Source organism: Desulfosediminicola ganghwensis (assembly GCF_005116675.2).
Taxonomy (GTDB): Bacteria; Desulfobacterota; Desulfobulbia; order Desulfobulbales; family Desulfocapsaceae; genus Desulfopila; species Desulfopila ganghwensis.
The window spans coordinates 901,034-924,716 of record NZ_CP050699.1 but is presented as its reverse complement, the minus strand read 5'-3'; the positions used below and the strand labels follow the sequence as shown (position 1 = coordinate 924,716).

The window sequence follows — 23,683 nt, the reverse complement described above, 5'->3', positions numbered from 1 at the left end:
TTATGGCGAATTTTTTCATTGACCGGCCGGTTTTCGCCATGGTCATCTCCATCATCATCGTGCTGGGCGGTTTGGTCTCAATGAGTGCCACACCTATTGCCCAGTACCCTGAGATAGCGCCACCCACGGTGCAGGTTACCGCGACCTATCCCGGCGCCACCGCCGAGGTCATTGCCAACACTGTCGCGGCACCGCTGGAGTCACAGATAAACGGCGTCGACAACATGAGCTATATGCTTTCCACCAGCTCATCCTCGGGCAACATGACCCTTACCGTCACCTTCGAGCCGGGAACCGACCCGGACCAGGCCCAGGTGGACGTGCAGAACAGGGTGAGCCAGGCAAATCCAACCCTGCCCGAAGTGGTAACCAAACAAGGCGTTATTGTCGAGACACGCTCCTCTGCCTTCATGATGGTGGTCGCTTTCTATGCAGAGGATGATCGCTACGATCAGACCTATCTCTCCAACTACACAAATCTCTACGTGCTGGAACAGGTCAAACGCATACAGGGTGCAAACCTCTCCAGTATGTTTCCGCTGCCCGATATTGCCATGCGGATCTGGCTGCGTCCTGATCGTCTGGCCCAGCTGGGGCTCACGGCCACGGATGTGCGCAACGCCATCCAGAGCCAGAACCAGGCCTTCGGCATTGGCCAGATTGCCCAGGCGCCTACGACCAAAGGTGTTCAACAGAGTTTCGTTGTCACCACCCAGGGAATGCTCACCGCCCCGGAAGAGTTTGATAACATAATCATCCGTACCGAATCAGAGGAATCGGCCATCGTCCACCTGCGAGATGTCGGCTACGCCGAACTCGGTTCGAGGGATTACTCTCTCGTCACCCAGTTCGAAGGGAAGAAGGCCGCAGGCATTATCGTTTATCAGCAGCCGGGTGCCAACGCCATCGCCACTTCCGAAAAAGTACGAACACTGCTGAAAGAACTCGCACCAGGGTTTCCGGATGGCATGGAGTACAAACTGGTTATCGACACCAGCACCTTTACCGAGGCCTCCATTGAAAAAGTAGTCCACACCTTTTTCGAGGCTGTTGTCCTGGTGGTACTGGTGGTATTGCTATTTCTGCAGAGCGTGCGTGCCACCGTCATTCCGATCCTGGCGGTACCGATCTGCATAATCGGCACCTACACAGGTATCTACGCCCTCGGCTTTTCCACCAATATGCTCACCCTGTTCGGCATGATCCTGGCTATCGGCCTGGTGGTCGACGATGCGATCATCGTTGTGGAAGGTGTTGAGCATAACATGGAAGAGTACCAACTCTCGCCCAAGGAATCAGCCCGCAAGACTATGAAAGAACTCACAGGCGCGCTGGTTGCCATCGTGCTGGTGTTGGTCTCGGTTTTTTTGCCGGTCGCCTTTCTGGGTGGGCTTACAGGAACGCTCTATAAACAGTTCGCCATTACCATCGCCATCTCCATGGTGATCTCAGGGGTTGTCGCCATTACCCTGTCCCCCACACTCTGCACCCTGATCCTCAAAGACAAACACAAGGAGAAAAAAGGCTTCGCCAAATGGTTTAACGACACCTTCACCAAGATCACCAATCTGTACATTAATGGGGTGAAATTCCTCATTAACCATACATTCATAGGTATTGCTCTTTTCTGCTGCGTTGTCGCGGCGACGGTCTTTTTATTCAAAACTCTGCCCAGTAGTTTTGTGCCGGAAGAGGATCAGGGCTATTTCTTTACCATCAATATCATGCCCGATGCGGCCAGCCAGGAGCGAACCACCCTGGTCTCCAACCGGGCGACTGAAATTCTCCGCGCCAATCCTGCGGTGGATTCGGTGTTCCAGGTCGACGGCTACAGCCTGATAGACAGCCAGAACAAGACCAACGCCTCGGCCATATTTCCGTCGCTGAAGCCCTATGAAGAGCGACAGACGGAGGAACTCAGTGCATTTACCGTCATTCACCAGCTGATGATGCAATTCACTCAGATAAAGGATAGCATTGTGGTACCGTTGAACCCACCGTCCATACCGGGCCTTGGTACCACTGGTGGCTTTGAGTTCTACATCCAGAATATGGGCAGCGGCAGCTCCCAGGATCTCGAAAGGGTAACCAAAGGTTTTATTGCCAAGGCCTATGAGCGAAAGGAGTTGACTGGCGTGGCCACAACGTTCTCCGCCTCCCAGCAGCAGCTCTTCTTTGATCTCGATCGCGATCATGCAGAACTGCTCGGCGTGCCCGTTTCCGATGTCTATGATACCCTGCAGTCCTACTTCGGTTCCTCATACGTCGCCCAGTATGTGCAATTCGGCAGGATCTGGCAGGTCATCATCCAGGCCGAACCTCAATATCGCGATGACCCGACTGATTTCGACCAGATCTACGTTCGCTCAAACAAGACCGGGGATATGATCCCCCTGTCTGCTCTGGCAACACTTCGCTACGTACCTGGCCCCGGATTGATGCCGCGCTTCAATGGCTTTCCTGCGGCTAAACTCACCGGTAGCCAGGCCCCCGGTTACAGTACCGGCCAAGCTATTTCAGCCATGGAGGCGCTTGCAGATGAAGTCCTGCCCAACGGTTACAGCTACTCATGGTCCGGGCAGGCGTTTGAAGAGAAAAAGGCCGGTGGTACCTCCGCCTCCGCCTTCGGGTTCGGCCTGATCATGGTTTTTCTCATCCTGGCAGCCCAGTATGAAAAATGGTCTCTGCCCATCGGTGTGATGATGGCCGTCCCCTTTGCCATCTGCGGCGCACTGCTGATTACCATGATACGTGGACTGGAAAATGACGTCTATTTCCAGGTTGGCCTGGTAACTCTGATCGGGCTCTCCGCCAAAAATGCAATTCTCATTATCGAATTTGCGGTCGATAACCTGCACTCCGGTATGAGTGTGGTCGATTCAGCTGTGGAAGCTGCCAGGCTGAGGCTTCGCCCAATCGTCATGACTTCCATGGCCTTCATTCTCGGTTGCGTACCGATGGCCATTGCCAGCGGGGCCGGTGCCAACAGCCTGCATGCAATAGGCACCGGCGTGATTGGAGGAATGCTCGCCTCAACGTTGGTGGCCTCATTCTTTGTGCCCATGTTTTTCGTGATTATCGAAAATGTTTCCGGGATGTTCAGTCGCAAAAAAAAGCACCCTGAGCCAGCAACGACAACGGCAGCAAGCCCGGAAGGAGGTGCCCCCAATGCGTAACCTTCTCATTGCAGCTTTTCTGCTGACCATTTCCGCTGCCTGCACGGTCGGCCCTGATTATGAACGCCCCGAGGTATATACTCCTGCCGACTGGACAGTTTCCTATAAGGCAGCAACTGCACTGATAGATACAGCCTGGTGGCGACAATTCAATGATCCGGTACTGGATGATTTGATAGCGACCGCAATTACCAACAACCTCGACCTCAGGGCAGCGATGGCCAGGGTCGATCAGTTTCTCGGGCAACTGCGCACGACCCGCTCAGAATTCTTTCCGCAGATAGGTTACTCTGGCAGCGCCTTCCGCCAGGATGACACAGATACCGGCCTGTCGCCGCCACGTGGTGAGTACAGTGACTATCAAGGCCTTATCAGCGCCAGCTGGGAACTTGATCTCTGGGGTCGCATACGCCGCTCAAACGAAGCAGCCAGGGCAGAGTTGCTGGCGAGTGAAGCAGGCCGTCGCAGCGTACTGCTCAGTCTGGTCACCAATGTCGCCAGCAACTATATCATCTTGCGCGGGCTCGACCGGCAACTTGAAATCTCTATTGAGACTGCTGATACTTACCGGGATTCACTCCGTATCTTTAATTATCGCCATACCTATGGCACCGTTTCACAGGTTGAAGTGAGTCAGGTTGAATCTGAGTACGAAGACGCCCTGCAAACCATACCCGAAATCGAATCACAGATAATTCAACAGCAGCATCTGCTCTCTGTTCTGCTCGGTCAGAATCCAGGCCCGATCTCCAGGGGTAACACCATCAGCCAGCTCACCGTTCCTGCTATTCCCGCAGGGCTTCCGGCAGAACTTCTTGAACAGCGACCGGATATCATTCAGGCAGAACAGCAGCTGATTGCAGCCAATGCCCGGATCGGTGTCGCCAAATCGCTCTATTTCCCGACCATCTCTCTCACCGGAGCCTTTGGGCAATCAAGTATCGACTCGGATCGGCTCTTCGACAGCGATTCTGCCATCTGGCAAATTGGTGGCGATATACTCGGCCCAATTTTCACCTTTGGCGATATCGAAGGGCAGGTCATGACCAGCGAAGCTGCACAGCAGGAAGCGCTCTACAACTATCGGCAATCGATACTATCAGCTTTTCGGGAAGTGGAGGATGCCCTGATAGCCACCACCAAGGGGCGTGAGCGTCAGGAGGCCCAAGGTCGTCGCACCCGTACCCTGGAAACCTACTCACGGCTGGCCAAATATCAGTACGATGCCGGAACCACCAGCTATCTCCAGGTTCTTGACGCCAACCGCAGTCTTTTCTCAAGCCAGCTCGATTACGTTCAAAACCAGACATCGACCCTGGTCAGCCTGATCGATGTTTACAGAGCACTGGGAGGCGGCTGGGTGAATGTGGCCGACGACATGTTGCAGGATTCTGATCCTGTCGCAGACGCTGACCTGCCCTGACAGCCAAACTTAAAAAAAAGATGGATATGAATTATGAAATCACTCTACTCTCTCTTGATACTCATTGTACTCTCCAGCTGTTCCGGAATAGATCTGCAACAGTATGAAAGCAACACACCGCAACTCGATCTTTTTGAGTATTTCACCGGGCCAACAACAGGTTACGGGATCGTCCAGAACAGAAGTGGAGAGCTTACCCGCCAATTCACAGTTGACATCGCGGGAGAAGTTAACGATCGGGGTGAGCTGGTCCTGACAGAAGACTTTGACTGGAGTGACGGTGAAAAATCCCAGCGGATCTGGATTCTCACCCGGGCAGATCAGCACAGCTATTCAGGAACAGCCGAAGACGTCATCGGCCGTGCTGATGGAATAGCATACGGCAATGTGCTGAACTGGCAATATGTTGTAAACCTGACTGTCGATGACTCCACCTGGAAAATTCACTTTGATGACTGGATGTTCCTGGTAAGCGAGCAACTGCTGATCAACAAGGCGATACTTACTAAATTTGGCTTTAAGGTTGGAGAGGTCACCATAGTCTTTCAGAAATAGCTTTACCCCGTCAAGAAGCACCCCATCACAACACAACCTTTCTGAAACCCCTCTTTTTCACTCCTGCCGCTCTGGGCACAAGGAAACTATCCTCATATATTTTCAACAACTAAAGCTTTTAGTAAAATTCTTTAACTAAAATGTTGACATCAGCCCCGCGAATGAGCAAACTGGGCATATGCACAACTAAACATTCAATACCGTCTATCTTTCTGTGGAGGGAAATATGTGGAAGCTGCTGGTCAGAATGAATAAAAATCTGGTGTACGCGATCCCGGCAATGATGCTTGCCGGCCTTGCCGTCGGTGTTCTCATGAATCAAAACCTCATCAGCCAGCTGAAGGCATTGATCCTCCCGCTCACTATCCTGATGGTCTACCCGATGATGGTCACCCTGAACATCGACAACCTTAAAAAAGGCCTTGAGCCCCGTCTGCAAGGGAGCGCTATTCTGATCAACTTCGCAATTATCCCTTTCATTGCCTATGCTCTCGGCAAAGCGTTTTTCCCAACCGAACCTTACATGGCACTTGGTCTCCTGCTTGCTTCATTGCTCCCCACCAGCGGCATGACTATCTCCTGGACCGGATTCGCTAAAGGCAATATGGGAGCAGCCATCAATATGACAGTGATCGGCCTTACCATTGGCTCCCTGGCGACACCCTTTTATGTCAACTGGTTGCTCGGTGCCACAGTTGAAGTTGAATTCGGCAAAGTAATCAGACAGATAATGTTCATCGTCTTCCTGCCTATGGGACTCGGCTATCTCACCCGGAAGATGCTGCTCAAAAAATTCCCGATGCCGGAATTCAAAAAACGGATCGCCCCACGCTTTCCAGCTCTTTCCACAATTGGCGTGCTCGGAATAGTGTTCGTAGCGATGGCTCTCAAAGCCAAAACCATAGTGGCTGCACCCGGCGCGTTATTATTTATCTTTTTGCCTCTTTTAATGCTTTATCTGGTTAATTTTCTACTTTCGACCCTGATCGGCAAAGCGTTCTTTTCAAGAGGGGACGGCATCGCCCTGGTATATGGCACAGTAATGCGTAACCTCTCAATAGCCCTGGCCATAGCAATCAACGCCTTCGGTGAAGCGGGCGCCAATGCGGCACTGGTCATTGCACTGGCCTATATCATCCAGGTCCAGTCCGCTGCCTGGTATGTACGATTCACAGATACGTTCTTTGGTCCCTTGCCTGCCCACCAGGAATCATAACACCCGGGGCTGGCGGCAACCCTGCTTCCAGCCCAGAAAATCAGCACGTTTTCATGTTCTGCCATGCCGGGCCTCAGCGCTTTCCCCGGCATATGCCCGCGTGTTCGGTAAAGCTCCTTTCAGCCGATCTCCCCTTACCAACTTTCCTGTACTGCAGCACCGATAGATGTTGACTTTTCCTCCAGCTGCTGATTATTAATATCACCTTAAATATATGAAATTAATTATTATTCACCATGTAAACTTTGGAAAAACAGCATAGCATTATGGAACTACTCGAGTGGAAAAAATCCTACGATACCGGTATTGAGGAGATAGACAACCAACACAGACAATTGCTCGAATTCCTAAACGAACTCGGCAAAGAAACAGCATCCCGTGATAACCGGAAGACAGCTGAAATCCTTGAGGGATTAAGCGAATACACCGTATCTCACTTTGCTTTTGAGGAAGCGTTAATGGAAGAGGCCGGTTACCCCTACAGCGGCCCCCATAAACACGTTCACAAGACGCTGATTCAGCGGGTCACAGCATTCAAAGAGAAGTTAGCTGCGGGCGAAGCAATTTCCGAAGAACTCCACTCTTTTTTGCGGAGATGGTTGATAAACCATATTCAGCGTGACGATAAAGCCTATGTGGCCTCGGTCAGCGCCCATTTCAAACTTGAAGACGAAGCACCGGCAGAGGAAAAAGAAGAAAATCATGGCTGGATAGCCAGAATGACCAGGAAGTTTTTCGGGTAAAGCTCGTTTTTCAAGGAGTTATCATTCAGGAGAATACAGATAGCTGCATCCTCCTGAATGAACTGGTAAAAATTCGCCTGTTACGTAGTCTCAACTACATTGCCGGATAAACGTAACTGGACTGCAGACCAAGCGGAATGCCCAGCCCCCAGTACGCCAGCATAAACAGCGTCCAGGCAATCAGAATAGTTATCGAATACGGAAGCATCAGAGACAGCAGGGTCCCAATTCCCGCGTTTTTCACGTAACGCTGGCAATATACCACCACCAGGGGGAAGTACGGCATCAGCGGCGTGATGATGTTGGAGCCCGAATCACCTACCCTGTAAGCAGCCTGGGTGAGATCCGGCGAAATGCCGAGCTGCATCAGCATGGGCACAAAGATTGGCCCGAGCAGTGCCCACTTGGCTGAGGCCGATCCCACAAACAGGTTGACGAAGGCGGTGAGGAAGATGATGCCAACGATGGTCACCATGCTTGGCAGGTTCATGGCCTTCAGCAAGGTCGCACCCTGAACAGCCAGCAAGGTTCCAAGATTAGACTTTGAGAAGGCATCAATGAACAGTGCACAGAAGAAAGCCATGACGATATAGTAGCTCATACCCTGCATGGCCTTGCTCATGGCATTGATCACATCCCTGCTGCAGCTGAAGGTTCCCGCCATGTACCCGTACACAGTACCCGGAATGATGAACAACAGAAAGATAAGCGGCACGATTGAACCCATGATTGGCGCTGCAAAACTTGCCAACTCACCATCAGGTGCACGCAGCGGCGAACTTCCAGGCACAAGCACCGCCACCAGCAATGCAATACCTGCCAGCATCACCAGGCTTGCGATTTTCAGCGCCCTGTTCTCGCGGTCATTGAGTGGATGAATCTGCGGGATCTCCTCCGGATCTCCATCGACTGAGGTATCTTTCAATTTCGGCTCAATCACCTTGTCTGTGAGATACCAGCCGATTGCCACGATCAACACACTGGAAACTGAAGTAAACAGCCAGTTGTTCAGGGGATTAACCTGAATGGCCGGATCAAGCAAGCGGGCGGAAGTCTGGGTAAATCCCTGCAGCAGAGGGTCAATTGCAGACGGGACGAAGTTTGCGCTGAAACCACCACTCACACCTGCAAAAGCGGCGGCAATACCGGCCAGCGGATGACGCCCTACACCGTAGAAGACAATACCGGCCAGCGGAATCACCAGTACATAACCGGCATCTGTGGCGGTATGGCTCACGATGGCCACCAGGATCACACCAGGGGTGAGCAATTTAGCCGGAGTAATATCCAGCATGCGCTTGATACCCGCATTGATAAAGCCGGAATGCTCCGCAACACCAACACCGAGCATCGCCACCAGAACAACGCCAAGGGGCGCAAATCCAGTAAAAATGGTGACCATCCGGGAAAGGAAGTCAGCAAGAGCCGCACCGGTCAGCAGATTTTCCACACTGATAGCTGTATTGCTGCGCGGATCAAGAGCACCAAACTCCACGCTGGAAAGGAGCGCAGACATAACCCATACCGAAATCAGCGCCAGCAGGAATATGACGGCGGGGTCCGGCAGGCGATTACCAAGCACCTCTACTTTATTCAATATTTTTGTGATCCGTTTTTGATCAGATCCTCTTTCAACCATAGTTATATCCTGTTCATGTTTTTCAGAAACATCTGGTGATTACAGAAAGTTTCTGTTGTTATTCTGCCTCGAACTATTTGACAGGCCCGCCGGATGCGAGCACTTGAAGGGTTCACGTCAGAAATGAAATAACACAGTACAACGTGGGGGTTTCTACAAGAGATTGCACTTTGAATCAATAGGGATTTCGGGGGAGCTGCCGTGTCAGGTCTTTTCTCAACATCGACGGAATTGCGGAGACGTCCGGCAACTTCCTGCTAAGCAACTCCATTAGGCATTGGTTTGACAGGAAAAATTGCTACAACTCATTTTCAACCCGACCTGCCTGCCGCACCAATGCACCTGCCACACACTTGAACTGCCGTAATGGATTAATACGAATAGTATTTTGCGGAAATCATGCGAACAGACTTCGAAATTGGCCAAACGTGATAACCGACCTGGAATAATCATAATTCCAAAATATTGATCATGATAACTACAGCCTTACCCGTAGTTCCATACACCCGCCTGTAATTTTTTTTCGGCCGGGATAAAAATTACAGGGTTCAGCCATGGGCTTCCTCTGGTCTGGCATCACTGTCAGCCTGTTGTTCACTGCGCCACCCCACTTCGCCACCGACAGTTCGAACAGCACCCTGATGTGCTGCCCCCATAAGCGCTTCGGGATTGTGTTGAAAAGTTTCAATAAAATCCTTATCCAACTTCATTTCCTCGTTATAGGTGGAGATCAGATTCTGGTGGCTCCAACGATCGATATAGTACAGAATCATTTCCGGCAAACGGCTATAGATTGTCTCATCGGGGGCCGGATCAGCGAAACTCGAATTCCGCAGGCGGTCAGAGTTCAGGGTCTGGCTGACATAAAACTGTTTCAGAAAAACCAGCTCAGACGGCAGCTGCGCTTTAAGCCCAAACTTTCTCAGCAGCTTCAGCAGCACCCCCACACTCTTCTGGCCACTTCTGGCCAACACGTATGGTACACAGATTTCTTTAGGTATATTGAGTTGCAGGTAGGACTTGATGGTCATTATCAGATCAACCAGCTCCACCGGGTCCTTATCCACAAAATTATAATCCCCCCCGGCAAACTCCCGGCGGTGATTCAGTGTATGATGGATGAAATAGGGAAGTTTCCGGCAATTTGAATACGAGTGGAGCACCCCTCTTTTGGTAAAAAGAACGGGCATCGATTCATCGGCCACAGAAAACAACATACGATGAATGCCCTGGATCTTGTGATCGTGATTACCATAAACCGCTGCCAGCCTGATGAGTGTATAGTCCAAGCCCTCCTGTCGGAAAAGATACTCAAGGGTCTTCTCCGCCATCAGCTTGGAGCGGGTGTAATTGCTCATCCCCGTTGTGAACTGCTTCTTGCGGTCCTCCCCAATGTCCATACCCAGTTCCAGCGTCGCCGCAGAACTGATATGAATATATGGGATCTGCAGCTTAATCGATGCTCTGGCAAGAGTGAGCGGACCAAGATAATTCACCTCATACGAGAGCTGTTCATCCGAGTTGATATTGGCAATTGCCGCATTAATTATAAAATCGGGTTTTTTCTCCTGCAGATAGTTATGAATATCTGCAGGTTCGCGTATTGAGAGCTTTTTGCTCGACGGTGCCAGCACATCGATGGGCTCCGGACACTTCGACTTGAAATAGTTGACAATGGTACCCCCGACCAGGCCCGAACCACCGATCACAACCCCCTGCCGAGATTCCTTCCCTGCTAACTTCCTGGTACCCATAACAATACCTCTGAATACTGGTACTCTCCTTTTGCGACCTCTATTTAATTATTTAATTAAAATAATTAATACACGGTTTGTCAAATTGTTACTCATACCAGCAGGCCACATCTTTCAGTTCCACCCTTGATTGGATTATACCCTAAAACTCACGCGGCCTGTCTTTTGGGCAAACATTTTCAGATACTCCAGCTTCTCAGCACAGCGTCCTTGACCTGTACCTCTCCCATCAAATAAAGTGAGCGTAGGGTTGAAAGAATTTAAAAATGCGCTGGAGGTGAACCATGATTTCGAAGATATTGGAGAGCATTACCTGGCTTGGACATGATGGCTTCATGATCAGGGATGACACCAGAACCATCGTTATAGATCCCTATCAGATATCAGGCGGGGAACCGGCCGATATCATCCTGATCACCCATGACCATTACGATCACTGCTCACCCGAAGACATCGCCAAAATCCAGGATGATAGCACGATAATTGTCACGGAGCCGGCATCCGCCAAAAAGCTCTCCGGCGACATCAGGGTAATGCAACCTGGAGATTCACTGGAATTGAACGGAGTAACTATAGAAGCTGTCCCCGCCTACAACATCAACAAGAAGTTTCACCCCAAAAAGAACAACTGGCTCGGTTTTGTGATCACGGTCGGGGGCTGCAGAATATATCATGCGGGCGATACCGACCTGATTGATGAGATGGCCGACCTCAAAAATATCGACATCGCCCTGCTTCCCGTCTCCGGCACATATGTGATGACAGCTGAAGAGGCTGTAGCCGCAGCAATGTTGATAAAGCCTCAGGTGGCTATCCCCATGCATTATGATTCACTTGTGGGTACCAGGGACGACGCAGAACAATTCGCCGACAAACTCACCGGAGTTTGCGAAACGAAAATATTGAGCTGCGGCTGATTCAGACATACCGACTGGAGGGGGCTGTTTTACGACACCCCTCCTTACCGAATGATGTACTCCCTTGTTTTCACCCGGCCATTGCTCCCGCCATGAACTTTATCGGAGATGGCCAATGGATTCCGGCTATTAACAAGCAAAATGAGGTGTGCAAAATAAAGCCTGGTCAAGAGGTGCCTCCACCGGCCCGATCTGGGCGGTACCGTCGACACTTATGCCCCAAAGAAACATCGGCGCCAACATGTAGTGCCATTCGTTCGAGCGTCGGTCGGAGCCTGCCTGTACCGAGGCTGTGCTGCCGCACCAGATCAATAGCGGCGCCAAAAGTCCCAAAATAATCCGCTTCATTTCTCTCCTCCAGCCTCATTTGATAGAATATCCTGAAATGGTGACACTATTTCTACAGGCATCTGTTGGAACAAACCAGTTCATCCGCCAATCACCACGTTTTGCCGAACCCACTTTCTCCACAACAACCTGACAACCTGACAACCTGACAACCTGACAACCTGACAACCTGACAACCAAATATACCATCAGGTTTTGTCATTATTCAAAATATTCCTCTCCTTAAAGCAAGGCATCAGCTATTGCTCCATAGTCGATGCGTCGTATGAATACACCTCCCCGCACCCCTCCCCACATTTGCCATTTCTCACTCCCATTGCTAAACTGAAGCATACAGTTTTATCTGTATTTCATAGTCCCTGAGGTCAGGCACCGCTGCCTGGCAACTTTCTCACCTTGGTGACATGACCTGGACCAGGAAAATGTTTTTACACTAAAAATAGGGAGATAACAGGCCATGAAAAAGTTCCTGCTACCAACCATAGCCCTATTTCTCATCTCGATCGGCTATTGGTTCGGCCATTCAGACGGCATCAACAGAACTTCCCCCCGCATGGGACCACAACATGCGCTTGCGGAAGAAACACAGGGAAATGAGGTGGAAGTATCACCGACCAAGGCCCGGGAGCGGGACACGTACTACCCGAATAGCGAAGATCTGGCCCCTGATGAAATGCGGGTCGTAGCCTGCGGTACAGGTATGCCCACCACCCGCGCCGCCCAGGCGGCCGCCTGCTTCCTGGTGGAGTTGGGCAACGGCGACAAGTTCCTGTTTGATATCGGCTCCGGCTCCGCCGAGCGGATCAGCTCCCTGCAGATCCCCTACAACTATCTCGACAAGGTCTTCATAGGTCATCTGCACACCGACCATTTCGGTGCGCTGCATGACCTGTTCATCGGCGGTGCCTTGATGGGTCGCAACGTGCCATTGCAAATATGGGGCCCAAACGGTGCCTCACCCGAACTGGGTACCCAGTATGCCATGGACAGTATGCTGAAAATGCTCACCTGGGATCTGGCCGGCAGAGTCGGATTAATCGATTTTCGTGGTTACAAGCTTGAGGTGAATGAGTTCGATTATAAAGGCGAATACACTGTGGTCTATGAAGATAACGGGGTGACGATACGTTCTTTCCCTGCCATCCACGCAATAGACGGCTCGGTCAGTTACAGTCTGGAATGGAACGGATTGAAGTTTGTCTTTTCCAGCGATACCTACCCCAACAAGTGGTTTATCGAGTACGCCCAAGATGCCGACCTGGTGGTGCACGAGTGCTTCGTCGCGGTGCCCGACCTGGTAACCAAGATGTTCTTCACGCCTGAATCGGCGCTGATGGTCGGCACCCAGGTACATACCGCGCCGGAGGCTTTCGGCAAAATCATGAGCGAGGTGAAGCCGCGCATGGCGATCGCCTACCACTTCTTCAAGGATTACGACACCACCGCCGCCGTATACGAGCGCATCCGCAAAACCTACGATGGACCGTTAAGCCTGGCCGAAGACTACATGGTGTGGAATGTGACCAAGGATGAGATCCGGGTGCGTATGGCCGAAGTCGACCACCATACCTGGGCACCGCCCCTGGCCAGCCCGGCCGAACCACCAAAACCTGAAGACAGGCAAGCGCAGGCCCAAAAGCTGGGTGTGGACAGTCTGGACTTCAGCCCTTTTATCGCCGAAGGGGTGTGGGACGTGGACGATGTACTGCGGCCGATTTACCAGGAGGCAAGCAAGAAACTGGGACGGGAGTTCACCTATCCCGCTGATGTGAAGAAATAGCGTATAATCAACGACAAGTAACTGGCATCAAGCTTCCTTCCTCAAGGCTTGATGCCAGTTTCGTAAGGTGAACCGACAGAAACACGAGTCACTCAGCTGCCACACCAAACGACCATTCGATATTTGCCACATTGCTGCTCATAACCGAAAGAAAATCCCCCTCTACCGGTCGGGCAAAACAGGGGCAAAATACCAGACTTTCAACCCCCAGCTCCGCCAGCCGCTGCCCCGACTCCGCCAGGGGCGTATCTTCCCAGAGCATCGCTTTCGCCGGATGATGCGCAAGCAGCTGTTCGAGCTTTTGCCATTCTCCAGCCCCAGGCTCCTCGCCCGGCTCCCACATCACCATCTCCAGGTTCAGCTCATAGCGTCGGGCAAGGTACTGGTAGACCGGATGGGAGCCGAGTAACGGAACCCCATCGCTTTTCGCACAGGCGGCGGTCATGCGCCGGTCCAGCTCCTGCAAATCCTCTTTCAAGCTGCCAAAATTCGCCGCATATTCTGCCGTATTCGCCGGATCTTTGCGGACGAAAGCCTGGTAAACCGACTCTGCCTGCATCACCGCCTGGAAGAAATCGAGCCAGGTGGTAAACGCTATGCCGGTGTGGGAATGCTCGCCTCCCGGGCCATGGCTGTGAGTGACCGTGGACTCGGTCTCGATGAGCTTGTCCCGGAATTGCCTGGAACTGTCGATGGTGCGCAGCATCGGCAGGCTGACATTATCAAGCCACTTCGCATACCCCGCGCCGTTTATAATAATGAGATCGGCATTCTGGTAGCCACTGATTGTCGCCTTATCCGGCAGCCAGAAAGCCGGATCGATTCCGGCAGGTGCCGGAAACACGACCTCGACATTGGCGCCGCCGATCCGCTCGGCAAAATAGGCGAGCGGATAGTTGACGACATAAACCTGCAGTCGTGATTCGGCGTAACCTGCAACAGGCAACAACACGGAAAACAGAAACAAGAGCAGAGTACATGCTTTGGCCATGGCGTTGTTCCTCTTTGAGCTATTATTAAATGAACATACTGGTTACCAGTAACCGGTCATACTGTCTGATCGCCGCCAGGATAACTGCACTGACCAGAGAACTGCCCAGAATCAGTAAAACTATCTCGGCGCCCAGCAACTTCACGGTGGTCATCCTGCTGCAGCCAAGTTTGGATATGACCTCGATCTCTTTTTCGCGCAGCCTCAACGACAGTGAAAAAACGAGGAGCAGCGCCAGCATGGTCGCGAATCCGACCAGCAGAATAACCGCATCGAGCACATTGCGGATCTTGAAGATCGTGGCCAGCAGGGTATCGACCACATCCTTGGGGCGTATCAGTTGCAGTGTTGTCTCCTGCTCCAGATACCTGCCGCGGAGGATGGTGCCCGATTTTTCGTCATTGGGCACCACCAGCACGGCGGTGAGAGGCAGGGAGTCCGGCTTGCCGTGCAGATGAAATGAACCGATGTTTGCCTCCGTGATCTCGGTAAACTCGATGAGCTTGGCGTTGGCGGTGACGTTTTGCTCCTCACGCTTCAGGATTACCGTGCTGTCGTCGGTACGGGTGACGTCCTTATGGCCGTGGGAAAGTCCCTGGATCACCCAGGCGGTCTTGACATCGACGAAGACAGCCCGGTCATCTGGGCTGTGGGCCGGCTCCAGCACACCGGTGATCTGCATCTTCAGGGGATAGACACCGGCGATATCGAACATGGTCTCCGGGGAGCTGACCAGGCTGTCTCCCACAGCCAGATTCAGGCTTTTGGCCACCTCGGCGCCGATAACGCATTGCCCCAGCATGGTAAACATATCCCCTGCGGCGAGCTCAAGCTTCCTGAAGGAAAAGTAATCGACAGAGGTACCGACAATGGGAAAGTCACGGGCCTCAAACATCACATGCATCGGGATGGGGCCGGCCAGGCCGCTGTCTGCCACCTCCTCCACTGCGGACATGCTCATCGCCTCAGGGGCTTCATCGCTGAAATAGAGGGAATTCATCACCAGATCCAGGGCGCTGCCCTTCATGCCGAGCAGCAGGGGGCTCGCTTCAGCGCGCAGAGCCAGCTGCCGCTCGCTCTCCTGGAGAAGAATTTCGAGCGCCAGAGGCAATACGGCAATGATGGTGATGCAAGCCAGGATAACCAGCGACTTGGAGGCGTTGAACTTCAGATATTGCCAGGCAAGATAGAAGCTGTTCATACCTCCTCCTTAGCGGCAAAAAAGTCCCGAAAATCGACTACCCGGTCAAAGTATTGGAGCAGCTCATGATCATGGGTTACAGCCAGGACCGTGGCACCCTGCTCGTCCACGGCCTGAAACAACAGCTGCAGGATCTGTCTTTTATTTTCTGGATCGAGATTTCCCGTCGCCTCATCGGCCAGAATTACCTCAGGGCCCGGCAACAGTGCCCTGCAGATGGCAACCCGCTGCCGCTCACCATGGGAGAGATCGGCCGGGTGATGATGAAGCCTTGTCGCAATTCCCAACTGCTCCGCATACCAGTGGGCTCTTTGCCGCACCTCGGCATTCAGCTTGAGCGCACTGCTCACCCGAAAGGGGTGAAGGATATTGTCCATCACCCTCAGATAGTCGATAAGTCCAAAATCCTGGAAGATAAAACCGATATTGGTTATACGGAAATTCCTTCTCGTCGAAATCGAAGCACCAACCGTTTCAAAACCGTTTACCGTGACCATTCCCGCCCCGGGAAGCAGGATGCCGGCAACCAGGTTCAGCAGCGTAGTTTTGCCCGAACCGCTTGGCCCAATGATGGCAAGTTTCTCTCCCCGATCAATACGCAATTCAGCTACAGAGAGCTGAAAATCTCCGCCGGGATAGAAAAATTCAACATCGTTCAGCCTGATCATCGTTTCAATCCGTTGGTCTTTCATAGCCTGTTGACCCGGGAGCAACCCGCTCCTCCCCCAGCACTTCGATGCCAATGATTTTCCAGGACCCATTCACCGCACCGATGGTGAGGATCGCCTCATAAACGTTCTGCCTCATGTGCACATGTCCCCAGTGCCCCACCTTCCCCAGGGCGGCCCACCTTGTCCTGACATCAAGTTCACCTTCCTGCCTGACTGCCTCAACCACCTCAGCAGCAAGCACCTTCACCTGCTTTATCTTCGCCTGGGCACCTCCGGCCTGCTCTATCACCATCGATTTTCTGCTCTCGAGATAGATCTTCGAGAGCATCTCACCGCTGACACTGATTGCCAGCTTGTCGTAAACATCCTCCTCGTCTCTGAAATCAAAGGCCCGATAGATGTTCTTCAAGAGGCTTTGGGTTATCAGCCTGGCATCTTCCGAACCGATCCAGCCCGCCCGCGCCTGGGAGCCGATGGAAATTCGAAAATGGGGCAGCATGATGCCGCCGATGAGTAAAAGTAGAGCTATCACAGCAAGGTGATATTTGATCCTCTTCTCCTGCCGGTATCTGATAACAGCGACAATCAAGAGCACAATGACCAGCAAACCGCAGACCAGGCTTACTACAGACAGCCTGAAACCTCTGTGTTTGTCGGCCACAGCAACGCTATTCACTGTGGGTATCCGGTATTGCTTCAGGTGGTTTCTCCACCTCAGAATATTGTCATCCGGCGTGAGAGAGTATGGAAAGGGGCCCGCCGGATCGGTCATGCCTGCAGCCACCATATTGACACGCTCGGAAAACAGATCCCAGCTGGTAACCACTTCCTGGGGAATCCCTTCGGTAAGGTAGGTGATGACCACACCAACCATGGCGGTGTTGAGCGTTAACCGCTCGGGGATCTCGATAAAACGGCTCCAGGTCGGCGAAGATTCCACAAAGGCGGTCCGGTCGAGTATCGGCTTGAGCCTCTTGCCGTCGATCAGCACATTTTCCCGCTCCAGGAAAAACTTTGCGACCTGCTGCCGAACCCGGTCGAACTCCTCTTCTTCGATAAACTCATTCCCCTTGAGGCTGAAGTCGAGCCAGCTCATCATGTCCTTGACGCGCACCAGTATCTCGTGGCGCACTTCGTACGGCTCGATATAGAGATAGGTGCGAACACCGGCCTGCAGCGCACGCTTGAGCTGACGCTTTTCAAAAGCCGAATACCAGGGATCATCCCAGTCGAGATTGACAGTGTTGCTGGACGTCAGGTTGCGAAAATCGACCACCGGTACCCCCTGGTGATAACAGATGAAACCGATCGAGGCAGTTGGAAGCCCTCTTGAATCCAGCTCAGGGATGATGGTCAGTGAATCCGGACGCCGGGTGAAGGGATAGGTCAATTCCACATAGAGCACCCGTTTATCGTCAGGCGGGCCGGGGATCGGCCGCCGGGTATAAGGGTTGAGCTTACCGGCAAAGAGCGAGGTGCGTTTCACCCGCAATCTCGGTTCAACCAGATCGAGCCGGGGTATCAGCCTGCCACCGCTGCCGGTTGAAATCTGCAACCGTTTTTCGGAAAATCGCTGCAGCCGTTCGCCAAGGTCGGGCCTGTCATGGGAAGCTTTTCGGAACAGCTCGTCTGGGATAAGCTCTTTAAAAAGCAGTAAATCTTCAACAAATATCTCCAGCTTGATTTTTACGTGATCCCGGTTCACGTAAATTTCCGCAATATTCCTCGCATTTTCCGCACCGGTAAAATTCACCCAGTCCGCATTGGCATAGGGTGCGGAATGCAACAAAGTTACAAGCAGCAAAAAAGTTCGAATGGTGGTTCTCAATTTTCGATGCTATCTGTACTCTTAGAGGTTAATTGGATGAATTACGATGAGTATATCAGCTTGTCAGGAAAAGCCAAAATAGCCGACAGACATGAACCTTTTCCCCGTCAGGCATCATGACTTCACAGCTCCTTGCCCTGTCCTGCCATCAAGTGAGATTTTCCGTGACGACCTACGTGTCGGCAAGGTGCTGGCAATGGCCGTGACCAGGATCGGAAGGAAAATGATCGACTTCAATGCCGTGGACAACCCCTCCTGATCCGCCAGGTTCCCCAGCAGAGGGGCCACCATCCCACCTATGGAAAATGCCACCCCCAGGGTCATGCCTGACGAGAAGCCAATATGGTTGGGGAGGTACTCCTGTCCCAGCACAACAGTTGGCCCATAGGTGAACAGGAGCAGCGCACCAACCGTTGCGATCAGCACATTTGCCACAAAAACATTTTCTACCAAAAGCAGTGCGGGAAGCAAAGGTATCAGCAGACAGCACCCCCCAACAACGATTTTCTTGTGGCCGAACAGATCTGCAAGACGGCCCCCCAACAGGTTGCCGAAAACACCACCCGCAGAAAAAACGGTGAGCGCCGCAGCACCTGCAATCTGCGATTGCTGGAGCACATCGGTCCAATAAAGCGGAATAAAGGTAAACAGACCATAATAGATAACAGACTTGCCGATGATGGTGAGCGACAACGCCGTAAACGCAAGCCAGTTATCGTTTCTGCAGCTCTCACCCTCCTGATCGGTGGTGCCGACTGCTCCCCGCAGCTGCCGCAGCCGATCATGCTGCAGGATAATGAGTACCGCCACCAGGGAAGCGGGCAGCATGGTGATCGCCACTCCCTTCAACCCAAATGCCAGTACCGCTGCGGTTATCGCGAACGGTCCGATCAGAAAGCCCAGGACACCTCCCACACCGAAAATACTCATGGCAGTGGCCTTTGCCTCACCGCTGGCATAATTGACCATGCCGGCGGCATCCGGGTGAAACAGGGCACTCCCCAGACCGCTCACAATCACGGCGGCAATGAGCAAACCATAATCCGGGGCTACTCCTATCAGGGCAAACCCCAGGCTGGTCAGCATCACCCCTGCGGAGATGGTCCACGTCCCGCCAAACCTGTCCGACAGATATCCGAACAACGGCTGCATGATGGTGGCGGTGCCGGTGAAGGCAAAGACAATAACGGCCGCAGCGGAATAGGACATATCGTGCCGCAGGATCAAGAACGGTAACAAGGCGGGGATCGCGCCCTGATGCAGGTCGTTCACCATGTGGCCGGCGAAAAGAAAGCTTAATATTCTTGTATTCATAGCATTTTTCCAAAAAATTGGATTGAGGATTTCCACAAAGTATGTTGACTGTAGCAAAAAACCACAGATCCCCTTAACGCTATGACGACAAAAAATATCGATTTTCAGACAGATGTTTATGGGGCCGACTTTCCGGATATCCTGATGCGCAGTTCCAGGCAGGTCATGTCGATGTATGCAGATTATCCCGACGGATTGTACTACTCCATGCACCATCACCTCCCCTGCCAGTTTTTCTACGCCTCCAGGGGGGTGCTCACCGTCAAAACCGAAAAGGGCACCTGGATCGTGCCGCAATCGCACGCAGTCTGGATACCTTCCAATACCAGCCATCAGGTATTATCTCCCCACCACCTGACTCTCCGAAATATCTATATCCGGCCCGGGGCTGCACCAAACCTGCTCAACAAATGCGCCGTCGTCACAATGCCGCCCCTGCTCCGCGAACTCACTGTTTATGCAGCTGACTTTGCAACTGAATACAGCACCGACAGTCATGAAGAAAGGGTTATCGGGATTATCCTGGACCTGCTCCAGCAACTGGAAACCGTTCCTTTCCTGCTCCCCTCTCCCCAGGACAGGCGGTTGCAGGTTATCACCTCAGCTTTACTCGATAACCCAGGTGACACTCGAACACTTGAAGAATGGGGCCAGAAAGCGGGTGCGACCAGCAGGACGCTGAGCCGCCTCTTTCGCCAGGAGACCGGTATGAGTTTCAAACAGTGGCGTCAACAGGCGCGACTCATGGAAGCAATCGTCCGCCTGACCTCGGGAGAATCAGTCAATCTCATTGCCTTGAATCTTGGCTATAACAGCGTCAGCGCCTTTGTCGCCATGTTCAGAAAGCACATGGGAATCACTCCCGGCAAGTATATAGGCCGTAACGAATTTACTCATCTGGAGAAAGCTCCCCGGCCAGAATAACACCTTTTGTCTCAGAATCCGGCTCTCCGCCTTGAAGTCGAAAAAATCCCGAATCAACCATTTACCAGCACAACCAGCGGCAGTGCAGTGCGGGGTTGAAACGGAACCGTTCCAATAGAGTCTACCAGCTCGGGTTAAAACGCTTCGTTGATATTGAAGTAGAACCCACTCTCCCCATCACCGAAACCCAGATCGAGGCGCAGATTCATTCTTGGCTTCACTTCAAAGCGATAACCGACTCCTGCTGTCGGTAATATCTCGTCTGCATGGAATTCATCAAGGCTCGGCGCAATGGCTCCCGCTCCCGCCCAGGCAACCAGTCCATGTCGACCGGCAGGATTATATCTGTATTCAGCCTGGGCCATGACGAAGTGTTTATCCCTGTAACGTGACTGCTGATATGCTCGAAGATGGTCTGAGCCACATGCGGTAGAAAACTGGTACCAAGGGACATCACCCATGGTAAAACGGCCAAAGGCCTGCCAGGCAACGACATCATCGCCCCGGCCGACCCGCTGATAATCGCTGTATTCAGCCCTGACGACTTCAAAGTTACTGTCACTTCCGAGATCTTTGCGGTAAAGGGAGCCTTCCAGTTGAATCAATCTACCGCTATGCGCGTTAGTGACCATGTCTCGACTGTCATGGGATAAGAGCACGGTCAGTCCCGAACTGGTACCAGAACTCATAAGCTCACTCAAATCCAGATCCGTTCCGCTCTCCTCAACCCCCTTGGCCTTCTGGTAATTGAAGTCATAGCCAAAACCAGATAGGTGTCCCGGGCAACCCGTTGCATGAACATAGGGGGCACATGAAACAGCTGGTTATCGATCGATGTCTGATTACCACCGCTACGATTCTGGTCGTAGCCGATTCCATAATAATCCCGGGCTTCATTGGCTATTTCCACATCAAAATAGAGCCGCTGTCTGTCAGAGTTGAGAAAGCTCTTGTTGGATACTTCCAGACCATAGGAGCCGTTGGTTGATGCCAAACTGGTGATAACAAGCGATGAGAGCTGTGTATTGGGGTCATAGGCACCCGGCTGATAGGCGCCTACCGCGACCAGGGCCAGGCCGAACTCTTTATCCGGGCTGTAAAATGGACCCGGCAGAAAACTGAAGTCGATTGTTTTGTCAGGGTCATACTCCCCATCCGCACCCAGCCGCTCAAGCAAGTCGGAAACAAACCCTTCACTCATCTCCTCTTCACCGAATGCAAAGGTGTTACCCGGTAAAAACACCAGAACACTTACCCCGAACGCTGCCGATAACATTGCGTTTTTAAATACTTTCATTTCAATCATTCTGTTGTTTTTGTAGTTCCATCTGGTCAACTCTCCTGTTTTCTTTCGCTATTCGGCCAAACGCCTCCTGGGTAAAACCATTACGCCAGATATCTTTCGGAATATGGGAAAAGGAGAGTTGATACCCGGCCTCGACCCAAAGCCATTGGACCGCCAAAGTATCCAGTTGGTAACCATGCACCTGCCGGGGCAAGCGCAAATGCAGTGGAGCCGCTGGTTCGAGATAAAAATCCGTCAACTCAGACCAGCCATTGTGAATTTCGGCGAGAGATCTCGGTACCAGATAGGGACTTTGACTGTCTCCCATCTGGTAATGACGCTTCAGCAGCATAAACTTTTCCGGCAGCGGCTTACGGGAGTCCCACCAATGACCATCGACAACATCCCAGAGCAAGTCTGTCCTGTCCTGTTCAACCGCTCCGAGCTGCTCAAGGACAGCATACAGCCAACTGGTCATGTGCTGGTTATACTGGTCACGGGTTGTGGTGAGGTTATTGACGATCAGGGCATAGGCGATTTTGGCGCCCAGCATATTTGAATACAGATCCTCGAATGAGTACGCTGATACAGCTTCCGACCAGGGTTTCCAGCTGCGATAACCATGCCACTGGGCCAGTTCATGAGCTTCAGCCATGAAATACGCCTGCCGTGCTGCCAGTTGCGCACTGATCTCCAATCGTTGCTGCGAACTCAACTCACTGCTGTCAAATGCGGTGAGCCGGATCTCTCTGGGGCCAATTTCTTCAGGTAGGGAGATAGTCTGTGATTCACCCAGATCCCGAAATATTCTTTGAAAAAGGGCGATAGTGTTATCCGCTGTATCCCGCACATGGGCAAGGTCAATAAAGCCGCCGCGCAAGGTATAGATCTGCCCGTTGCCCTCAGTGGCGCGGCGCCCCCCGGGCTCTTTTCGCTGGTAACTTAAAACACCTGCCTCATATGCATGAGCGCCAAGGCTGTCTAACTCCAGGGTGTTTGCGTATCGAAACAGCGGTACCTGAAGACCTGCGACCTGAACCTTCTGTGAATTGCCCACAGCGCAGCAAGGGCGCACAGCCTCGGGTATAACCGATAGCCAAGTCCAAGCATCAGGCTGCGGCGATCACCGAAGCCGGCTTCAATGAGGAGATCTATGTTATCCGTCACTCCTACCTGGCCACCGGTGATAGTATTCCACTTATTGGTGAGGCGTTGCTCCACCTCGAAACTGCCATCGAGGTTTATGCCTACATCCCTGATAAAACATAAGGTTTCGGTAATTCATGCCCACGATCGTATGCTTCCTGTCCCCAGATCGGGAACATGCGATCATAAACGAATCGCTCCTGCACATCGTCTATTTCCGAAAGCTCCTCACTGGCTAGAGCAACATTGCCGAAAAACAAAAAGCAAAGAACCAGCAGTAATTTCTTCATTTTTTCAACTCACACACCAGATGAAATTGCTGGCGCAATCAGGCTGAACCGAACTGCACAGTCATAACGACACAACGGCAGCGGCTGCAAATAATTTATAATAACAAAGTCTTAAGAGGATAAACGTACGGAAACAAACCGAAACTGCATTGACACGGCTCTTTTAGCCGATAAATGAAAGATCCTGCACGACATCTGAGGGCGTGACTCTAGCTGTTTTGCACTTCACTGGCAATCTATTTCGAATCTGAAAAAGCACAAAACAGCAAATTGCCTGACCGGCAACATGTAACACTTTGAAAGATAAAATAAAGCATCCATATCAAAGGGTTTACTGTAAATCACAGTAAACTGACTTGCGGCAAAGACCGTTGAGAAAATCGTACTCAAGGTGAGCGAGCAAACCCCGTATTTTTCGATGTGGGGTCGGCTATGAAAGTTCGACTCAGGTTCTCAATCCCGGCAGTTTTTCATAAGCGCCG

Annotated in this window: 19 protein-coding genes and 1 pseudogene; 8 read left to right on the top strand and 12 right to left on the bottom strand. The window is 52.1% G+C overall.

All coding sequences use genetic code 11. The features are described 5' to 3' along the window. Positions 1-2 precede the first annotated feature (2 nt). The 5 genes from FCL45_RS04025 to FCL45_RS04005 all read left to right on the top strand — a co-directional run bounded on the left by FCL45_RS04025 (position 3) and on the right by FCL45_RS04005 (position 7,113). A complete protein-coding gene (locus FCL45_RS04025) occupies positions 3-3,176 on the top strand; it encodes an efflux RND transporter permease subunit (RefSeq protein WP_136797474.1) in 3,174 nt (1,057 codons plus the stop codon). Next, the gene (locus tag FCL45_RS04020; RefSeq protein ID WP_136797475.1) at positions 3,169-4,599 is read left to right on the top strand and encodes an efflux transporter outer membrane subunit; all 1,431 of its coding nucleotides are present in this window, start codon (positions 3,169-3,171) and stop codon (positions 4,597-4,599) included. Before FCL45_RS04025 ends, FCL45_RS04020 begins: the two co-directional genes overlap by 8 nt. A 33-nt stretch (positions 4,600-4,632) precedes the next feature. After that, complete coding sequence (locus FCL45_RS04015) at positions 4,633-5,154, top strand: DUF3833 domain-containing protein (protein ID WP_136797476.1); 522 nt, start codon at positions 4,633-4,635, stop codon at positions 5,152-5,154. Positions 5,155-5,380: 226 nt separating this feature from the next. After that, a complete protein-coding gene (locus FCL45_RS04010) occupies positions 5,381-6,370 on the top strand; it encodes an arsenic resistance protein (protein ID WP_136797477.1) in 990 nt (329 codons plus the stop codon). 266 nt (positions 6,371-6,636) lie between these two features. Then, positions 6,637-7,113: a bacteriohemerythrin gene (locus tag FCL45_RS04005; protein WP_136797478.1), complete on the top strand. Its 477-nt coding sequence runs from the start codon at positions 6,637-6,639 to the stop codon at positions 7,111-7,113. Positions 7,114-7,207: 94 nt separating this feature from the next. On the opposite strand, the gene FCL45_RS04000 is transcribed toward FCL45_RS04005, so the two are convergent. After that, positions 7,208-8,752 carry an AbgT family transporter gene (locus FCL45_RS04000; protein WP_136797479.1) on the bottom strand — a complete coding sequence of 515 codons (1,545 nt, stop codon included), beginning with the start codon at positions 8,750-8,752 and terminating at the stop codon, positions 7,208-7,210. A 548-nt stretch (positions 8,753-9,300) separates the two neighbouring features. Beyond that, positions 9,301-10,506: an NAD-dependent epimerase/dehydratase family protein gene (locus FCL45_RS03995; protein ID WP_136797480.1), complete on the bottom strand. Its 1,206-nt coding sequence runs from the start codon at positions 10,504-10,506 to the stop codon at positions 9,301-9,303. Between the two features lie 284 nt (positions 10,507-10,790). On the opposite strand from FCL45_RS03995, the gene FCL45_RS03990 reads away from it, so the two are divergent. Then, the gene (locus FCL45_RS03990) at positions 10,791-11,423 is read left to right on the top strand and encodes an MBL fold metallo-hydrolase (protein WP_136797481.1); all 633 of its coding nucleotides are present in this window, start codon (positions 10,791-10,793) and stop codon (positions 11,421-11,423) included. A 129-nt stretch (positions 11,424-11,552) separates the two neighbouring features. Here the strand turns inward: FCL45_RS03990 and FCL45_RS03985 are convergent, their stop codons facing one another. Continuing rightward, entirely contained in the window at positions 11,553-11,771 is a 219-nt protein-coding gene (locus tag FCL45_RS03985) for a hypothetical protein (RefSeq protein ID WP_136797482.1), read from the bottom strand. A 457-nt stretch (positions 11,772-12,228) separates the two neighbouring features. Here FCL45_RS03985 and gntH point away from each other — a divergent pair, with 457 nt between their 5' ends. Further along, positions 12,229-13,551 (top strand): guanitoxin biosynthesis MBL fold metallo-hydrolase GntH, encoded by a 1,323-nt coding sequence (gene gntH / locus FCL45_RS03980; protein WP_136797483.1) that lies wholly within the window; start codon positions 12,229-12,231, stop codon positions 13,549-13,551. Between the two features lie 88 nt (positions 13,552-13,639). Here gntH and FCL45_RS03975 read toward each other — a convergent pair whose 3' ends face one another. The 5 genes and pseudogenes from FCL45_RS03975 to FCL45_RS03955 all read right to left on the bottom strand — a co-directional run bounded on the left by FCL45_RS03975 (position 13,640) and on the right by FCL45_RS03955 (position 19,556). Beyond that, entirely contained in the window at positions 13,640-14,542 is a 903-nt protein-coding gene (locus tag FCL45_RS03975; RefSeq protein WP_136797484.1) for a metal ABC transporter substrate-binding protein, read from the bottom strand. Positions 14,543-14,567: 25 nt separating this feature from the next. Next, positions 14,568-15,743, bottom strand: coding sequence for an ABC transporter permease (locus tag FCL45_RS03970; protein WP_136797485.1), 1,176 nt, complete (start codon positions 15,741-15,743; stop codon positions 14,568-14,570). Then, positions 15,740-16,369: pseudogene (locus tag FCL45_RS03965) on the bottom strand (ABC transporter ATP-binding protein); the annotation flags it as partial. The gene FCL45_RS03970 and the pseudogene FCL45_RS03965, both read right to left, overlap by 4 nt. 46 nt (positions 16,370-16,415) lie before the next feature. Further along, positions 16,416-18,242, bottom strand: coding sequence for a hypothetical protein (locus FCL45_RS03960; protein ID WP_136797486.1), 1,827 nt, complete (start codon positions 18,240-18,242; stop codon positions 16,416-16,418). Positions 18,243-18,356: 114 nt separating this feature from the next. Further along, entirely contained in the window at positions 18,357-19,556 is a 1,200-nt protein-coding gene (locus tag FCL45_RS03955; protein ID WP_167495764.1) for an MFS transporter, read from the bottom strand. A gap of 81 nt (positions 19,557-19,637) precedes the next feature. On the opposite strand from FCL45_RS03955, the gene FCL45_RS03950 reads away from it, so the two are divergent. After that, a complete protein-coding gene (locus FCL45_RS03950; RefSeq protein WP_136797488.1) occupies positions 19,638-20,480 on the top strand; it encodes an AraC family transcriptional regulator in 843 nt (280 codons plus the stop codon). 134 nt (positions 20,481-20,614) lie between these two features. Here the strand turns inward: FCL45_RS03950 and FCL45_RS03945 are convergent, their stop codons facing one another. From FCL45_RS03945 to FCL45_RS03930, 4 genes are all read right to left on the bottom strand, one after another. Next, positions 20,615-21,181, bottom strand: a complete 567-nt coding sequence (locus FCL45_RS03945) for a BamA/TamA family outer membrane protein (protein ID WP_338031720.1) — start codon at positions 21,179-21,181, stop codon at positions 20,615-20,617. Then, the gene (locus FCL45_RS03940; RefSeq protein WP_136797490.1) at positions 21,178-21,777 is read right to left on the bottom strand and encodes a hypothetical protein; all 600 of its coding nucleotides are present in this window, start codon (positions 21,775-21,777) and stop codon (positions 21,178-21,180) included. Before FCL45_RS03940 ends, FCL45_RS03945 begins: the two co-directional genes overlap by 4 nt. Position 21,778: 1 nt before the next feature. Continuing rightward, positions 21,779-22,840 (bottom strand): DUF4056 domain-containing protein, encoded by a 1,062-nt coding sequence (locus tag FCL45_RS03935; RefSeq protein ID WP_228721438.1) that lies wholly within the window; start codon positions 22,838-22,840, stop codon positions 21,779-21,781. A gap of 172 nt (positions 22,841-23,012) precedes the next feature. Then, positions 23,013-23,201 (bottom strand): hypothetical protein, encoded by a 189-nt coding sequence (locus tag FCL45_RS03930; RefSeq protein WP_136797492.1) that lies wholly within the window; start codon positions 23,199-23,201, stop codon positions 23,013-23,015. Positions 23,202-23,683: the final 482 nt, after the last annotated feature.

What these genes read in the sequence shown, in the direction of transcription:
- FCL45_RS04025 (WP_136797474.1), top strand. Translation starts at nt 3, where the DNA reads ATGGCGAATTTTTTCATTGACCGGCCGGTTTTCGCCATGGTCATCTCC.
- FCL45_RS04020 (WP_136797475.1), top strand. Translation starts at nt 3,169, where the DNA reads ATGCGTAACCTTCTCATTGCAGCTTTTCTGCTGACCATTTCCGCTGCC.
- FCL45_RS04015 (WP_136797476.1), top strand. Translation starts at nt 4,633, where the DNA reads ATGAAATCACTCTACTCTCTCTTGATACTCATTGTACTCTCCAGCTGT.
- FCL45_RS04010 (WP_136797477.1), top strand. Translation starts at nt 5,381, where the DNA reads ATGTGGAAGCTGCTGGTCAGAATGAATAAAAATCTGGTGTACGCGATC.
- FCL45_RS04005 (WP_136797478.1), top strand. Translation starts at nt 6,637, where the DNA reads ATGGAACTACTCGAGTGGAAAAAATCCTACGATACCGGTATTGAGGAG.
- FCL45_RS04000 (WP_136797479.1), bottom strand. Translation starts at nt 8,752, where the DNA reads ATGGTTGAAAGAGGATCTGATCAAAAACGGATCACAAAAATATTGAAT.
- FCL45_RS03995 (WP_136797480.1), bottom strand. Translation starts at nt 10,506, where the DNA reads ATGGGTACCAGGAAGTTAGCAGGGAAGGAATCTCGGCAGGGGGTTGTG.
- FCL45_RS03990 (WP_136797481.1), top strand. Translation starts at nt 10,791, where the DNA reads ATGATTTCGAAGATATTGGAGAGCATTACCTGGCTTGGACATGATGGC.
- FCL45_RS03985 (WP_136797482.1), bottom strand. Translation starts at nt 11,771, where the DNA reads ATGAAGCGGATTATTTTGGGACTTTTGGCGCCGCTATTGATCTGGTGC.
- gntH (WP_136797483.1), top strand. Translation starts at nt 12,229, where the DNA reads ATGAAAAAGTTCCTGCTACCAACCATAGCCCTATTTCTCATCTCGATC.
- FCL45_RS03975 (WP_136797484.1), bottom strand. Translation starts at nt 14,542, where the DNA reads ATGGCCAAAGCATGTACTCTGCTCTTGTTTCTGTTTTCCGTGTTGTTG.
- FCL45_RS03970 (WP_136797485.1), bottom strand. Translation starts at nt 15,743, where the DNA reads ATGAACAGCTTCTATCTTGCCTGGCAATATCTGAAGTTCAACGCCTCC.
- FCL45_RS03955 (WP_167495764.1), bottom strand. Translation starts at nt 19,556, where the DNA reads ATGAATACAAGAATATTAAGCTTTCTTTTCGCCGGCCACATGGTGAAC.
- FCL45_RS03950 (WP_136797488.1), top strand. Translation starts at nt 19,638, where the DNA reads ATGACGACAAAAAATATCGATTTTCAGACAGATGTTTATGGGGCCGAC.
- FCL45_RS03940 (WP_136797490.1), bottom strand. Translation starts at nt 21,777, where the DNA reads ATGAAAGTATTTAAAAACGCAATGTTATCGGCAGCGTTCGGGGTAAGT.
- FCL45_RS03930 (WP_136797492.1), bottom strand. Translation starts at nt 23,201, where the DNA reads ATGAAGAAATTACTGCTGGTTCTTTGCTTTTTGTTTTTCGGCAATGTT.